Here is a 14,809-nt window from a genome sequence, read left to right on the forward strand (position 1 = left end):
ACTCGCGCAGGTTATATGCAGGCATGCACAGCCTGCTTAAATGACAGCCAGCGACGCGGGCCGTAGCGCATTTGCTTCGCGTTAAATCCGCCGGGTTATGCGTGGGGTCCGTGCCTTTGCCAGCGAAGAGAGCCCCGGCCACCGATGCTGACCCAAGCGCTCCTGGTTGACGACAGCCGCTCCGTCCTCAACTTCCTGAAACGTCACATCGAGGCCGAAGGTCTGGTCGAAGCCACCACCTTCCTCGATCCCGTCGAAGCGCTGGCCTGCGCACGCGAGCGCGTTTTCGACCTCGTGCTGGTCGACTACGAGATGCCGCACATGGACGGCATCAGCTTCATCCGCCTCTTCCGTACCCTGCCCGGCCGTGCCGACATTCCGATCGCGATGATCACCTCGCGCCAGACCGACGACGTCAAGATGGAAGCGCTGCAGGCCGGTGCAACCGATTTCCTGCCCAAGCAACCGCAAAGCGTCGAGATGACGGTGCGCCTGCGGAACTTGATTCAGCTTGGTGCAGCCGTGCGCAAGCTCAGCGATCGTGCCGCGCATCTGGCCAGTGAAGTCGCGGCAGCGACACGAAAGCTCGGCGAGCGCGAGGAGGAGATCATCCTGCGGCTCGCGCTCGCGGTCGAGTATCGCGACAACGACACCGGCGAGCACACGCTGCGGGTCGCCCGATACAGCCGCATCATCGCCGAGCAGCTCGGCCTGCCGGCCCGGCTCTGCCGCGACATCTATCTGGCCGCGCCGCTGCACGATGTCGGCAAGGTCGCCATTCCCGACAACATCCTGCTCAAGCCGGGCAGGCTGACCGACGCGGAGATGGCGGTGATCCGGACCCATGCGACGATCGGCGAACGGATCCTGGCGGATTCGAGCTGCGAGCTGATTCAGCTCGGTGCGCAGATTGCCGCAGGTCATCACGAGCGCTGGGACGGCGCGGGCTATCCGAACGGGCTCGAAGCGCAGGAGATTCCGGTGGCCGCACGCGTCGTCGCGGTCGCCGACGTGTTCGACGCCCTGACGACGCGGCGACCCTATAAGGAGCCGATGCCGCTCGAGGCGGCGCGCAACTACCTGATTGAGCACCGGGGGCGGCAATTCGACCCGGCCTGCATCGATGCGTTTCTGTCGCGCTGGAACGAGGTCGTGGAGATCGCCGCGGGGCAGCAGGCCACGCCGTTTCAGAAGACCGAAGCCCCGCTCGTTCCCGATTCAGAGAGCGCAGCGGAGAGCCGTCCGGCCGAGCCCGTCCCGGCGGCCTGACCATTCGAGCAACAGCTTGCCGCGGCTCTGGTTTCTCCGGTCGCCGGCTTGAACCTGTTCCTGCTAGAATGGCACCAACACCAAACAGTGATTCTGGTCACACTTGCCTGGAACCGCTAGTGCTAAGCACCGGACCAGGACGGGGACCCATACCGTCGGTCGAACTGGATGAGAATTCGCATGAAAAGCCTGATCGGCGCTGCTGTCGGCGCCTTCTTTGTCGCGGCCCCCGCCTTGGCGGAGACCCCTGCCGCCATCGTCGAGGATGTGCAAGGCAAGGTCGATGGCATCGAATTCATGGACTATGTCGCGGCGGGCAAGATCATCAAGCTCGGCCCGAAGGCCAGCATTACGCTCAGCTATCTCAAATCCTGCCTGCGCGAGACGATCAGCGAAGGCGTCGTGCTGGTCGGCGCCGAGCAAAGCACCGTGCAGCTCGGCGACGTGCAGCGCGCCAAGGTGCCGTGCGACACCAAGGCGGCGCGACTCTCAGAGCGCGAAGCGAACCAGAGTGCCGCGACCACGTTTCGGACCGTGCGGTCCGATGCCAAGGCCGCCCCGTCCAGGCTGCCGACGATCTATGGCGTCGCGCCGCTCATTCAGGCCAAGACCGGCAGCACGCTGGTGATCGAGCGCACCGACGGCAAGGAGCCCACGATCAGCGTGCCGCTGAAGAGCGACGTCATGACCCGCGGCAAATTTTACGATTTCGCCAAGGCCGGAAAGTCGCTGACCCCGGGCGGCAGCTATCTCGCGAGCCTCGGCAGCAAGCGTTACACCTTCCAGGTCGACGCCAGCGCCACCGCATCGCCGACCCCGATCATCGGCCGCCTGTTGCGGCTCGAATAGCGGACTCGAATAAGCGGAATTGGCGACGGGGCGATGCGGCGGATCGGGGGGCGGGACATCGTTGCAGCGATTCTGATTGCGCTCCTCGCGGGCGCAATTTTCACGTCGCCGCCGCTTCAGGTCCTGCAAGGCCTCTCGCTCGACGTCCTCACGGCGCTGCGCGGCAAGCTCATCGGCGACCGCCGCGATCCCGCCAATTCGCCGGTCGTCGTCGTGGCGATCGACAATGAAACCTACGAGACGGCGCCCTTCAAGGGATCGCCGACGCAGACCTGGACGCGCGAGATCGGCCGCGTGCTCGGCAGCATCACCGAAGGCGGCGCCAGGGTGATCGGCTTCGACGTCATCTTCAAGAACTCGATCGAGCAATCGGAGATTCCCTTTGGCGACACCGCACTTGGCGGCCGCATGAAAGGATTCGACCGGGATTATCTGCTCGCGCTGCGGCAAATCTCAGACAGCGGCAAATTGGTGCTTGGCGAAATCCTCAGCAACGACCATCCGGAAGTGCCCTATCGCGCCCAGCAAGTGGCCGTGCGCAACACCGTCCGGGCACTCAACGTCCACACCGACCAGGACGACGTCATCCGGCGAATGCCGCTGAGCTTCGCCATCGAGGGACGGCCGGTCCCCGCGATGGCGGTCGAGCTCGCTGCGCGCGCGACCGGCGCAAAGCCCGAGATTGCGCCTTCCGGCGCGACCGCTTTGTCCGGCTACGCGATCCCGAGCGCGGTGCCGAATACGATGACGCTCAACTTCCGCGGGCTCGGAGGCGACATCCCGACCTTTTCCTTCGTCGACCTGCGCGCCTGCGTCGAGAAGGGCGACCGCGATTTCTTTCGCCGCGCTTTCGACGGCAAGGTCGTGCTGCTCGGCACCGTGCTGAATTTCGAGGACCGCAAGCTCACCTCGATGCGCCTGTCCGGCGGTCGTGACGGCACGCCGGCCGCGCGATGCGCCCTGCCCGCGCCGGCAAGCACGCCGCAGAAATCCCGCAGCGACGTCGCGGGCGTGTTCGTCCACGCCACGGCGGTCCGGAACCTGATGGAGCATGACGCCGTAACCGAGCTCGGCTTTCCGATGCGGGCCGTTGTCACGATCGCGTTCGCGGCAATCATTGCCTGCGCGGCCTGCGCGCTCGCACCCGGCGGCGCCGTGATCGTCTGGTTCGTGCTCACCGCCGTCTATGCCGCAATTGCCGTCGCGGCCTTCGTTCACGCCCGGGCGCTGCCGCTGACCGAACCGGCGCTCGCGAGCCTTGCCGCGATCGCGATGATGATCGGCTACCGCTTCGTGCTGGCCGAGCGCGACGAGCGGTTCCTGCGCAAGAGCTTTGCGCTCTATCTCGCCCCCGAGGTGATCGAGACCATGGTCGCCTCCGGCAAGATGCCGGCACTCGGCGGCGAGATGCGCAACGTCACCATGTTCTTCTCCGATCTCAGCGGCTTCTCGTCCATCGCCGAGACCATGACGCCGGGCGAGCTGGTGACGCTGATGAACGAATATCTGTCCGCCATGACCGATATCATCGAAAGCCACGGCGGTTACGTCGACAAATATATCGGCGATTCCATCGTCGCCATGTTCGGCGCGCCGGCCGACGATCCCGCACACGCAACCAAGGCCGTTCGCGCCGCGCTGAAATGCCACGAAAAGCTCGCGGAGCTCAACGCCGATCACCCTGCCTTCGCCGGGCGCGGCCTGTCGCATCGCATCGGGCTGAACAGCGGCGAGGCCGTGGTCGGCAACATCGGCTCGCGCCGCCGCTTCAATTACACCGTGATGAGCGACACCGTGAACGTCGCCTCGCGGCTCGAGGGCGCCAACAAATATTACGGCACGGCAATCATGGCGTCGGAAACCACGATGGCGCAGACCGGCGATGCCTTCGCCTGGCGCGAGCTCGATGCGATCAGGGTGCTGGGTCGCGGCGAGGCCATCAAGGTGTTCGAGCCGTTGGCCGAGACGGGCGCCGAGAGCGGCCAGCAGGCAAAGGTGGCTGCCGTCTATGCGGAAGGGCTCGCCTGCTGGCGCGCGCGGGACTTCGCGAAGGCGACCGACGTTTTTGGGCAGATGGCAGAGGCCGATCCGGCATCGGCCCTGTTCGCCAAGCGCGCGCAGGCGTTCACCGCAAACCCACCGCCGCTGGATTGGACTCCGGTCAATACGCTGGAGGGGAAGTAGCGGCACTACCCTCCCCCTCCAGGGGAGGGTGAAGTCGAATGTCTCTAAAACGGCAGGCCCACGTAGTTTTCCGCGAGCAGGCGCTGCGCGGTCTCGGACGACAGCAGATAGTCCAATTCCGTCTGCTGCAGCCGATCCTCGTAGTCGATCCGGTCGGGGAAGCGGTGCAGCATCATCGTCATCCACCACGAGAAGCGCTGCGCCTTCCAGATCCGGGCGAGCGCCTTGGCGGAATAGCCTTCGAGGCCGGACTCATCGCCGCGCTGATAATGCGCGAGCAAAGCGTGGTAGAGATAGTAGATGTCGGACGCGGCGCTGTTCAGTCCGCGCGCGCCGGTCGGCGGCACGATGTGCGCGGCATCGCCGGCGAGGAACAGCCGGCCATAGCTCATCGGCTCGGCAACGAAGCTGCGCAGCGGCGCGATGCTCTTCTCGATCGATGGCCCCGTGATCAGGCGGCCGGCCACCTCATCCGGCAGGCGCCGCTTCAGCTCGGCCCAGAACGCATCGTCCGACCAATCCTCCACCTTGTCGGTCAGCGGCACCTGGATGTAGTAGCGGCTGAGCACCTGGGAGCGCAGCGAACAGAGCGCAAAGCCGCGTGCGTGCTTGGCATAGATCAGCTCGGGCGACACCGGCTTGGTGCGCGACAGCACGCCCAGCCAACCGAACGGATAGACCTTTTCATATTCGCGCAGAATGTCCTTCGGGATCGACTTGCGGCTGACGCCGTGGAAGCCGTCGGCGCCGACGACGTAGTCGCACTCGACGCGGACCGTCTCGCCGTTCGAGCGATAGGTCACGTAGGGCCGGTCCGACGTCAGATCGTGCGGCGCCACGTCTTCCGCATTGTGCACGACCTTGCCGCCGAGACGGTCCCGCGCCTCGTAGAGATCGCGCGTCAGCTCGGTCTGGCCGTAGACCAGCACCGAATTGCCGCCTGAATGCTTGTGCAGGTCGATCTTGGACAGCACGCCGTCATGCGCGATCTCGAAGCCGCGGTGGATCTCGCCCTCGCGGTCCATGCGCTCGCCGCACTGCGCCTCGCGCATCAGCTTGGCGAAGCCATGCTCGAGCACGCCGGCGCGGATGCGGGCGAGCACGTGATCACGGCTGTATTTCTCCAGCACGATGGTGTCGATGCCCTTGAGGTGCAGCAGCTGGGACAACAGCAGCCCGGACGGCCCGCCGCCGATGATACAGACCTGAACTTTCATTTTTTCGTCCTCCCGTCGGCACTTTTTTGCAGATTTGATGCCGCGGACCGATGGAGGGTTTCGTCATTGTCTTGTACTATTCGAACATGAAAGGCCCTGCGCCCGCGATCCGGATCTACAACCTGTTCGGCGAGTCCGGCGACTTGCCCGACGTCGTGCATTGCGAGACCATCGCGTCACGCTCGGTGCTGCATGACTGGACCCTGGCCGTGCACCGCCACGCCCGGCTGCACCAGGTGCTACTGATCGAGCGCGGCGGCGGCGAGGCCACGCTGGACGGACGCGTGGTGCCGCTGAGGCCCATGCAGGTCGTCAACGTGCCGGTCGGCCACGTCCACGGCTTCCGCTTCGTGCCCGACACGCAAGGCTGGGTGCTGACCATCGCCGCGGAGATTCTGGACGAGGCGCTGCTCGCCGCCGAGGGCCTTCGCGGCGCGCTGTCGCGCTCGGCCGTGGTGCGCGGCACGCCGCAGATCCGCGCCATCATGAAGCAGATCTTCGCCGAGCACGCCGCACGCGATTTCGGCCGCGCGCATGTGCTGCGCGCGTTGTCGTCCGCCATGATCGGGCTGGTGGCACGCGCGCTCACGAGCGAGAGCGGCGTGAACAATGCGGTCGAATCCGGCTTGTTCCGCCGCTTCGAGGCGCTATTGGAGCAGCACCATCTGGAGCGTTGGAGCGTCGCCGACTATGCCGAGGCGCTGGCGGTGACGCCGACCCATCTCAACCGGATCACACGGGCGGCGACCGGCGATACCGCCTCGCACCTCATCCTCAACCGCCTGATCCGCGAGGCGCGGCGGAACCTGGTCTACACCAATCTGCCGGTCTCGACGATCGCCTACACGCTCGGCTTCGAGGATCCCGCCTATTTCAGCCGCGTCTATGCCGCAGCCACGGGCGTGTCGCCGCGCGCCTTCCGCGCGCAGCTCCATGGCGAAGAGACCTGAAGCCTCACACATCGAAGAACACCGTCTCCTCCGGCCCCTGCAGATTGATCGTGAAGGAATACACGACCTTGCCGCCACGCTCGCCGCGCTTTGCGATCAGGGTCGAGCGCCGCGACGGCTGCTCGATCAAATTGAGCACGGGGTCGGCGGCGTTGGCGGCTTCCTCGTCCGAGAAATAGAGCCGGGTATTGAGGCCGATATTGATGCCGCGCGCGACGATCCAGACATTGACGTGCGGCGCGCATGTCCGGCCTGCTTTGTCGACGATCGCGCCCGGCTTGATGGTCTCGAACGTCACGAGGCCGCTCTCGAAGTCGGAGCCGGCGCGGCCCCAGCCGCGAAACTCCTCATCCGGCGCGCCGGCCGAACGATCGGCTGGATGGTTGTAGCGCCCGCTGGCATTGGCCTGCCAGATCTCCAGCAGCACGTCGCGCAGCGGCGTGCCGGTGCCGTCGAGCACCTTGCCTTCCAGCGTGATGCGCTCGCCCTGCGTGTTCGGCGTTGTCAGCACGTTCGAGAAGTTCTTCTCGAAGATGTCGAAGCCGGCCATCGCCGGGATCAGGCCGATATGGACGTAGGGTCCGGCCGTCTGCGAGGCGGTTTCCTTGAGATAGTTGAGCGGCTGCGGCATGATTGGATTTCCTGGCTCAGTTCCCCGCGGTGCGGTTTTCAAAATAGGTGGAGCGCTGGCCGCGCAGCACGATGTCGAAGCGGTAGGCGAGCGAGTCGAACGGCGTCGAGGCGTTGAGGTCGAGCGGTGCGACCAGGCGGTCGAGCGCATCCTTGTCCGGAATCGTCGTCAGGATCGGGCAGATCGGGATCAGGGGATCGCCCTCGAAATACATCTGCGTGATCAGCCGCTGCGCGAAGCCCGAGCCGAACACGGAGAAATGGATGTGGGCGGGACGCCAGGAGTTGACGTAGTTGCGCCAGGGATAGGGCCCCGGCTTCACGGTGCGGAAGTAGTAGTAACCGGTGTCGTCGGTCAGCGCGCGGCCGCAGCCGCCGAAATTCGGGTCGATCGGCGCCAGATACGTGTCCTTCTTGTGCCGGTAGCGGCCGCCGGCATTGGCCTGCCAGAACTCGACCAGCGTGTTCGGCACGCCGCGGCCGGTCTCGTCGACCACGCGGCCGTGGACGACGATGCGCTCGCCGATCGGATCGCCGTCCTTGGCGTAGTTGCGGATCAGGTCGTTGTCGAGCGGACCGAGATCGTTGTGGCCGAACACCGGCCCCGTGATCTCCGAGATCGAGCCCTCCAGCGACAGCAGCGCCTGCCGGGGCGAACGCAGCACCGAGGATTTGTAGCCTGGCGCATGCGCCGGCGGATGGATGGATCGGTCGCGCTGGAAGAAACCGCCGTCGCCGAGCGGCGGCGTCAGGGGCTCGGGACGGTTGAGGCGGGCATCCCGCAAGGTTGGCGCCTGGGCATTCATCGTGTCTCTCCCTGGGGCGCCCGGTCCGGACGCGCGGCTTATCGGGAGATCATGGCCCGGTCTATTCCCCGGATAAATAGATCGATTATAATATATTGCATGAAAGAAATCGATCATTTGGCGCTCGACGGCCACGCGCTCGAACTGTTCCTAGCCGTGCTGGAGGAGGGATCGGTCACCGCGGCGGCAACCCGGCTCGGCCTGACCCAATCTGCGGTCAGCCACGGGCTGAACAAGCTGCGGCGGATCGCAGGCGATCCGCTGTTCGCGAAATCCGGCCGCGGCATCGTCGCCACCGCGCATGCGCAGGCCCTCGCCGCCAAGGCGCGGGCGCTGATCGACGAGATGCGGAGCTTTGCCGGTGGCGTCACGTTCGAGCCGGCCCGCGCGCAGTTGTCGCTGACGATCGCCGCCAATGACTTCCAGCGCGATCTGCTGCTGCCGCGGTTCTTCGCTCATGTCGCCGCACAGGTGAAGGACCTGAGCCTGCGCGTGATCCCTTCGCAGTCGCCCTCGCCCGCGATGCTGCGCGAAAACCGCTGCGACGTCCTGATCACGCCGCTGCCGCCGTCCGGTATCGACATCGTGCAGAAGCGCCTCTTGAGCGATCATTACGTCTGCTACTTCGATCCCAGGATGCGCACCGCGCCGGCCGGCCGCGGCGCCTATCTCGCGGCGCGCCACATCACGGTCGTCTATACCGACAATGAGCGGCTCGACTTCGACCGCCGGCTGGCGGCCAACGGTCTTCATCGCGACATCGCGATCTCGGTGCCGAGCTTCTCCGGCGTGCCGTCGTTCCTGCGCGGCTCGCAGATGCTGGCGAGCATGCCGAGCCTGCTGGCGTCCGGGATCATGCGCGATTTCGCGCAAACGCGGATTCCGCTGGCGTCCCGCACGCGGACGCTGGCCGAGCTGCCGATGTTCATGGTCTGGCACCAGCGCTATCAGAAGGACCCGGCCCATCGCTGGGTCAGGAACCAGCTTGAGACCGTGGCAGCGACGGCCGCCAAGGCGTGATCAAGCCGTGATAACGATACCGTCTTTCGGAAGACCAGCTCTGGCCAATTCCACTGGTTGCGCGCGGGCCGCCACGCTAGAATTGGTTTATGACAGTGACCGACATTGCGAGCCGGACCTACAATCACAGCTGGCGGCTGGATCCCATCATCCGCAGCCTGCTTGATACCGATTTCTACAAGCTATTGATGTTGCAAATGATTCGGGAGACCTACCCGAGTCAGCAGGTGACCTTCTCGGTCATCAACCGCTCGCGCCATGTGCGGCTCGCCGAGATCATCGACGAGAGCGAGCTGCGCGCCCAGCTCGATCATGCCCGCACCATCCGCTTCACCAAGAAGGAGCTGATCTGGCTCGCCGGCAACACCTTCTACGGCAAGACCCACATGTTCTCGGCGGACTTCATCCGCTGGCTGGCCGAATTCCGCCTGCCCGAATACGAGCTGCGCAAGGTCGAGGGCCAGTACGAGCTGCATTTCCACGGGCCGTGGACCCACACCACGATGTGGGAGATCCCGGCGCTCGCCATCCTCAACGAGCTGCGCTCCCGTGCGGCGATCAAGGGCCGCGGCCGCTTCGAGCTCGACGTGCTCTATGCCCGCGCCAAGGCCAAGCTCTGGACCAAGGTGGAGCGTCTTCGCAAACTGGAAAACCTGCGCCTGTCCGACTTCGGCACCCGCCGCCGTCACGGCTTCCTCTGGCAGCGCTGGTGCGTCGAGGCGGTGAAGGAGGGCCTCGGCTCGTCCTTCATCGGGACGTCCAACGTGCTGCTGGCGATGGACAACGACCTCGAGGCGATCGGCACCAATGCGCATGAGCTGCCGATGGTCGCGGCCGCGCTCGCCAAGGACGACGAGGAATTGCGCTGGGCGCCCTATCGCATCCTCGACCAGTGGCGCCAGACCTATGGCGGCAACCTCCTGATCGCACTGCCCGATGCCTTCGGCACCAAGGCCTTCCTGCGCGATGCGCCGGAATGGGTCGCCGACTGGACTGGCTTCCGGCCCGACAGCGCGCCGCCGATTCAGGCCGGCGAGGAAATCGTCGCGTGGTGGGAGAAGAAGGGCCGCAACCCCAAGGACAAGCTGCTCGTTTTCTCCGACGCGATGGATGTCGGCTCGATCGAGGAGACCTATCACCACTTTGCCGGCCGGGTGCGGCTCTCCTTCGGCTGGGGCACCAACCTCACCAACGACTTCGTCGGCTGCACGCCGGACGGCTCGTTCAACCTCGATCCGATCTCGCTGGTCTGCAAGGTGTCGTCGGTCGACGGCCATCCCGCCGTCAAGCTCTCCGATAATCCGGAGAAGGCGACCGGCATCCCCTCGGAGATCGAGCGGTACCTGCGCGTGTTCGGCGACGCCGGGCGCGTGCGCAAGCCGGTGCTGGTGTAGCCCGGGACACGTCCGTCCTCGCCCAAGCAGGGCGCACACGACGAATCCGACAATTCGGTCGGGCGATTTGACGGCATTTGACGCAATCTGCAGGCGATCATTTCACGACGCCTTTACCCTGCGACGCAGTCCTCCGCCCCTTTCAGGCCGAGTTAAGCAACCATCGCTTCTACTTCGCATTGCAGGCGCGGCGCTCCGTTAGGGGCAGCGCGCGATTCGGGGAACGCCAGGGTGTTTCGCAGAACAGCGACGTCGATGAAGAGGCGTAGCTTCCTTCACGTCATCAAGCTTGTCTCGCCTTTCGTGATGGTCGTCGTGCTCCAGGCGGCGATCGCGGGATTCAGCCTGGAGGTGATGTCGTCGGTTCGCGCCTATGTCGCAGGCGAAGCATTCTGGTCGCGTTCGCAGAAGAACGCCGTCTATTTCCTCAATCTCTATCTGCATTCCGGCGAGCCCAGCCAATTCGCGCAGTACCAGGCCTCGCTCGCCGTCCCCATCGGCGACGAGTTCGCGCGCTGGGCGCTTGAGCGCGATCCGGTCGACGTCGAGGCGGCCCGCATCGGCTTCCTGCAAGGCGGCAACCATCCCGATGACGTCCCGGGATTGATCTGGCTGTTTCGCTACTTCAACCGCGTCAGCTTCCTCCAGGAAGCGATCCGGGAGTGGAGAGCCACCGATCCCATGCTGCTGGAGCTGAGCGTCTTCGGCGAGGTCATTCGGTCCGAGTGGCAGAACGGTCCTCTTCAGGACGCAAGCCGCGTGCAAGCCCTGTCGTCGCGGCTCTCCGAGCTCAACACCCAGTTCACGGTGCATGCCAAGCGGTTCTCGGCCGTCCTCGGTGAAGGCTCCCGCGCCATCAAGCTGACGCTGACCGGCATCAACATCGTCACCGCCGCCGTGCTCGCCCTGCTGCTGATCTGGCACACCAGACGATTGGTGCTGCAACGACAGGCGTTCGAGAACGCATTGCATGCCGAGAAGGAACGTCTGGCCTTCCTGGCTTCGCACGACTGGCTGACCGGCCTGTCCAACCGCCGCGCCTTCGAGGCGCGACTGCAGGGCGAGCTGGACGCTGCGGCAGCGGGTTCGCTCAGCCTGATCCTGCTCGACCTCGACCAGTTCAAGAATGTCAACGACAGCTGCGGGCATCTTGCCGGCGATCGCCTGCTCTGCCAGGTCGCGCGTCTGCTGCAACAGGACCGGCGTCCGCACGATTTGGTGGCGCGCCTGGGCGGCGACGAGTTCGGCCTCATCCTGCCGCAGTGCTCGCCTTACGACGCGGTCGATACCGCCGAACGGCTGCGGCGATCGATCGAGATGTTCACCTTCGCCTGGGACGATCGCTGCTTTGCGGTGACCGCCAGCATCGGCGTCGCCTGCATCGCCGACAGCACCACCACGCTCGAGGACGCGATGCGGCGCGCGGATGCCGCCTGCTATCGCGCCAAGGAGAAGGGACGCAACCGGGTCCAGGTCGACGGCGGGAGACCCGACGTCGTGCTCGTTGCAGCCCGGCCGCGCGAGGCCGTGGCGGGGCGAGGCTGATCGCCGCCTGCGAGCCGCTTCCGCTCCGGCCACGAGGACCAGCCGCGCTCCAGGCATAAACTGCCTCCTGAGCAGTTTGTGCGTAAGGCGCCAAGGCCGCAACGACCCGGTTGTGGTCCCCCGGCCACATCATTCCCGAAAACGTTGCGTCTTTCGCATTCCGACACTTCGCCTTGCGCGCCGGTCCAAGAAGGCCGAGGCCTCCATCACTAAGCATTGCAGCTGCCCCGCGTTGCCGCCGGATTCCGTCCGGGCCGCATTGTGAACGGAGTTTGCTTTGTCTTGGAATGATCGGATGACCTCGCCGCATGTCAGCGCTGCAACCACGCGCCCGCGACGCGCGCTCCTCTTGAGCACCGCGATCAGTGCCCTTGCCGCAGGCGCCACACTGCCCTGGTTGACCGCGCCGGCAGTAGCGGCCTGCGTGATCACCGGTGGCGGTTCGCAGACGGCGCTTCAATCGGGCGATTCGATCACCTGCACCGGGGCGGGAAACACCCTCGTCAAGACGGCACCGGGGGTCAGCGGCGTCACCGCCAACATCGGCGACGGCACCGCGACGTCCGTGAACGATCCCGCCTTTGCGGGCGTCATCTTCGAAGCCGCATCCAATGGCGCGATCAATGTTTCCGGCAACGCGTCGATCACGTCCGCCAACAGCGACGGCATTGCATTGGTCAGCGGCAGCAACAACAACGTCATCGCGATAGATGCGGGTGCCGTCGTCGGGTCGTCGTCCGTCGGAGCGTCGGGACTCGCCCTGTCCAATTCCAGCAACAACATCGTCGTCATCGGGGGAACGGTCGGGAGCGCCGCGCCCTTAACGAGCGGCATTGGGATCGGCACTGGAGCGGCAAGCAACCAGGTCAACATCCTGCTGGGCGGGGTGGTCCAATCCAGCAATGTCGGCGCTATCGATCTCAACGGCGCGGGCGCCGGCAATACCATCGACAACGCGGGGACGATTTCGAGTGCTTCCGGCGCCGCGATCCTCGGCTCGGCCAATCAGGATTCCGTCATCAACTCCGGCACGATCATGACCGGCGCCAGCACGGCCGTGGACCTCAAGGACGGCCACGACGTCTTCGCGCTGCATGCCGGATCGAACATCACGGGCGCGGTCCTCGGCGGTAACGGAACGGACACGCTGCGGTTCGGCGGGACAGCCGATAGCTCTTTTGATCTCGGCACATTCGGTGCGGCCCAGCAGTTCCGGGAGTTCGAAGCGCTGGAAAAGACCGGCAGCTCCACCTGGACATTGACGGGCTCGACGACGGATACGGCGACGATGAATGTCCAGGCCGGCATCCTCGTCGTCAGCGGCGCAATGTCCAATGTTGCGACGACGGTCAGCAGCGGCGGCACGATCGGGGGAGACGGTGCGATCGGCGATCTCACCGTGCTGTCGGGCGGCAGGGTCGCGCCCGGCGGCTTTGGTTTGCTCACGGCGTACGGCAACGCCACATTCAACGCCGGGTCGGCCTACGCGATCTCCGTCAACGCGGCCGGTCAATCCGACAAGATTTCCGCCGTGGGCGCCACGTTGAACGGTGGCACCGTCGCAGTTACCACGCTTGCGGGCGCCTACGCGCCTTCGACGCAATACACGATCCTCAGCACGACGAGCGGTATCACCGGATCCTTCGCAAACGTCACGCTGAGCGGATACAACCCGCAGTTCTTCACCCCCACCCTTAGCTACGACGGGTTCTCCGTATTCCTGACGCTCAATTACAACACGGTTGTCTTCCAATCCGTCGCCCAAACGCAGAACCAGAAGGCGGTGGCCGGCGCATTGAGTGCGTTCGGCCCCAACCTGCCCTTCCTCGCATCGTTCGCCGGCCAGAGCGATGCCCAGCTGCGCACCAGCATGGACCAACTTTCGGGGGAAGCCGCCACGGCAGCCCAGCAGGGCGCTTTCCAGTTCACGGGCCAGTTCCTCGGCCTCATGCTCGATCCATTCGTCAGCGGACGCGGGACCTTGGGCAGCGCCACAGGCGACACCGTGCTCGGCTTCAACCCCGAGCGCGCCGCGTTTCCCCATGATATTGCGCTGGCCTACAACAAGGTCTTGGGCGCACCGGCCGCGCCGACCTTTGCGGAGCGCTGGACCGCCTGGGGAACGGCGTTCGGCGGCGCCAACCGCACCGGCGGCGATCCCGTCGTGATCGGCAGCCACGACCTCAGCGCACGCGCGGGCGGCGTCGCGGCCGGAGCCGACTATCATGTCAGCCGTGACGCGATCGTCGGCTTTGCGCTCTCCGGCGGCGGCACCAAATGGGATCTGGCGCAGGCGCTGGGCGGCGGCAAGAGCGATGCGCTGCAGGCCGGCGTCTATACCGCGTTGCGTACCGGCTCGGCCTATTTCGCCGCCTCGCTCGCCGTGGCCAACCACTGGATGTCGACAGACCGCCTCGCGCCGTTCAGCAATCAGCTCACCGCGAAATTCAACGCGCAGACCTTCGGCGGCCGCATCGAGGGCGGCTATCGCTTCGCGACGCCGATCGGCGGCTTCACGCCCTACGCAGCGGCACAGGCGCAGGCGTTTCACACGCCGACTTACACCGAGGCTGATCTGGCGGGCGGCGGTCTTGGGCTGACGTATCAGGGCCGTACCGCCTCTCACACCAGGAGCGAGCTCGGCGCACGCTTCGATCGGGCGGCACTGATCGCACCGAATGCGGTCCTGACGTTGCGCGGCCGCGCGGCCTGGGCGCATGATTGGGTCAGCGATCCGGCACTCCTCGCCGCGTTCCAGGGGCTCCCCGCCGCGAGCTTCATCGTCAATGGTGCGACGCCGGCGAAGGACGCCGCGCTCGCATCTGCCGGCGCCGAGCTGAAGTTTTCGAACGGTGTTTCCCTGTCTGCCAAGTTCGACGGCGAGTTCGCGGCCCGCAGCACCACATATTCCGGCACTGCGAGCCTTCGATACGCCTGGTAACGGC

The 14,809-nt window shown here is 65.6% G+C and carries 11 protein-coding genes; 8 read left to right on the plus strand and 3 right to left on the minus strand.

All coding sequences use genetic code 11. The features are described 5' to 3' along the window. Positions 1–144 precede the first annotated feature (144 nt). From DCM79_RS00490 to DCM79_RS00500, 3 genes are all read left to right on the plus strand, one after another. Positions 145–1,269, plus strand: a complete 1,125-nt coding sequence (locus tag DCM79_RS00490; protein ID WP_257178031.1) for an HD domain-containing phosphohydrolase — start codon at positions 145–147, stop codon at positions 1,267–1,269. Positions 1,270–1,449: 180 nt separating this feature from the next. Beyond that, positions 1,450–2,118 carry a hypothetical protein gene (locus tag DCM79_RS00495; protein ID WP_257178032.1) on the plus strand — a complete coding sequence of 223 codons (669 nt, stop codon included), beginning with the start codon at positions 1,450–1,452 and terminating at the stop codon, positions 2,116–2,118. A 33-nt stretch (positions 2,119–2,151) separates the two neighbouring features. After that, the gene (locus DCM79_RS00500; RefSeq protein WP_257178033.1) at positions 2,152–4,302 is read left to right on the plus strand and encodes an adenylate/guanylate cyclase domain-containing protein; all 2,151 of its coding nucleotides are present in this window, start codon (positions 2,152–2,154) and stop codon (positions 4,300–4,302) included. Positions 4,303–4,346: 44 nt separating this feature from the next. Here the strand turns inward: DCM79_RS00500 and pobA are convergent, their stop codons facing one another. Next, complete coding sequence (pobA, locus tag DCM79_RS00505; protein WP_257178034.1) at positions 4,347–5,519, minus strand: 4-hydroxybenzoate 3-monooxygenase; 1,173 nt, start codon at positions 5,517–5,519, stop codon at positions 4,347–4,349. A gap of 50 nt (positions 5,520–5,569) precedes the next feature. Between pobA and DCM79_RS00510 the strand changes: the two genes are divergently transcribed. Next, positions 5,570–6,469, plus strand: a complete 900-nt coding sequence (locus DCM79_RS00510) for a helix-turn-helix domain-containing protein (RefSeq protein WP_257178035.1) — start codon at positions 5,570–5,572, stop codon at positions 6,467–6,469. Positions 6,470–6,473: 4 nt separating this feature from the next. On the opposite strand, the gene pcaG is transcribed toward DCM79_RS00510, so the two are convergent. Both pcaG and pcaH read right to left on the minus strand, forming a co-directional pair. After that, entirely contained in the window at positions 6,474–7,100 is a 627-nt protein-coding gene (gene pcaG / locus DCM79_RS00515; RefSeq protein ID WP_257178036.1) for a protocatechuate 3,4-dioxygenase subunit alpha, read from the minus strand. A gap of 16 nt (positions 7,101–7,116) precedes the next feature. After that, a complete protein-coding gene (gene pcaH, locus DCM79_RS00520) occupies positions 7,117–7,905 on the minus strand; it encodes a protocatechuate 3,4-dioxygenase subunit beta (RefSeq protein WP_257178037.1) in 789 nt (262 codons plus the stop codon). Between the two features lie 99 nt (positions 7,906–8,004). Between pcaH and DCM79_RS00525 the strand changes: the two genes are divergently transcribed. The 4 genes from DCM79_RS00525 to DCM79_RS00540 all read left to right on the plus strand — a co-directional run bounded on the left by DCM79_RS00525 (position 8,005) and on the right by DCM79_RS00540 (position 14,805). After that, positions 8,005–8,925: a LysR family transcriptional regulator gene (locus tag DCM79_RS00525; RefSeq protein ID WP_257178038.1), complete on the plus strand. Its 921-nt coding sequence runs from the start codon at positions 8,005–8,007 to the stop codon at positions 8,923–8,925. Positions 8,926–9,014: 89 nt separating this feature from the next. Then, positions 9,015–10,319, plus strand: a complete 1,305-nt coding sequence (pncB, locus tag DCM79_RS00530; protein ID WP_257178039.1) for a nicotinate phosphoribosyltransferase — start codon at positions 9,015–9,017, stop codon at positions 10,317–10,319. 231 nt (positions 10,320–10,550) lie between these two features. Next, a complete protein-coding gene (locus tag DCM79_RS00535; RefSeq protein ID WP_257178040.1) occupies positions 10,551–11,864 on the plus strand; it encodes a GGDEF domain-containing protein in 1,314 nt (437 codons plus the stop codon). 295 nt (positions 11,865–12,159) lie between these two features. After that, complete coding sequence (locus tag DCM79_RS00540) at positions 12,160–14,805, plus strand: autotransporter domain-containing protein (RefSeq protein WP_257178041.1); 2,646 nt, start codon at positions 12,160–12,162, stop codon at positions 14,803–14,805. The last annotated feature ends 4 nt before the right edge of the window (positions 14,806–14,809 follow it).

This window comes from Bradyrhizobium sp. WBOS07, assembly GCF_024585165.1.
GTDB lineage: Bacteria > Pseudomonadota > Alphaproteobacteria > Rhizobiales > Xanthobacteraceae > Bradyrhizobium > Bradyrhizobium japonicum_B.

What these genes read in the sequence shown, in the direction of transcription:
- DCM79_RS00490 (WP_257178031.1), top strand. Translation starts at nt 145, where the DNA reads ATGCTGACCCAAGCGCTCCTGGTTGACGACAGCCGCTCCGTCCTCAAC.
- DCM79_RS00495 (WP_257178032.1), top strand. Translation starts at nt 1,450, where the DNA reads ATGAAAAGCCTGATCGGCGCTGCTGTCGGCGCCTTCTTTGTCGCGGCC.
- DCM79_RS00500 (WP_257178033.1), top strand. Translation starts at nt 2,152, where the DNA reads ATGCGGCGGATCGGGGGGCGGGACATCGTTGCAGCGATTCTGATTGCG.
- pobA (WP_257178034.1), bottom strand. Translation starts at nt 5,519, where the DNA reads ATGAAAGTTCAGGTCTGTATCATCGGCGGCGGGCCGTCCGGGCTGCTG.
- DCM79_RS00510 (WP_257178035.1), top strand. Translation starts at nt 5,570, where the DNA reads ATGGAGGGTTTCGTCATTGTCTTGTACTATTCGAACATGAAAGGCCCT.
- pcaG (WP_257178036.1), bottom strand. Translation starts at nt 7,100, where the DNA reads ATGCCGCAGCCGCTCAACTATCTCAAGGAAACCGCCTCGCAGACGGCC.
- pcaH (WP_257178037.1), bottom strand. Translation starts at nt 7,905, where the DNA reads ATGAATGCCCAGGCGCCAACCTTGCGGGATGCCCGCCTCAACCGTCCC.
- DCM79_RS00525 (WP_257178038.1), top strand. Translation starts at nt 8,005, where the DNA reads ATGAAAGAAATCGATCATTTGGCGCTCGACGGCCACGCGCTCGAACTG.
- pncB (WP_257178039.1), top strand. Translation starts at nt 9,015, where the DNA reads ATGACAGTGACCGACATTGCGAGCCGGACCTACAATCACAGCTGGCGG.
- DCM79_RS00540 (WP_257178041.1), top strand. Translation starts at nt 12,160, where the DNA reads ATGACCTCGCCGCATGTCAGCGCTGCAACCACGCGCCCGCGACGCGCG.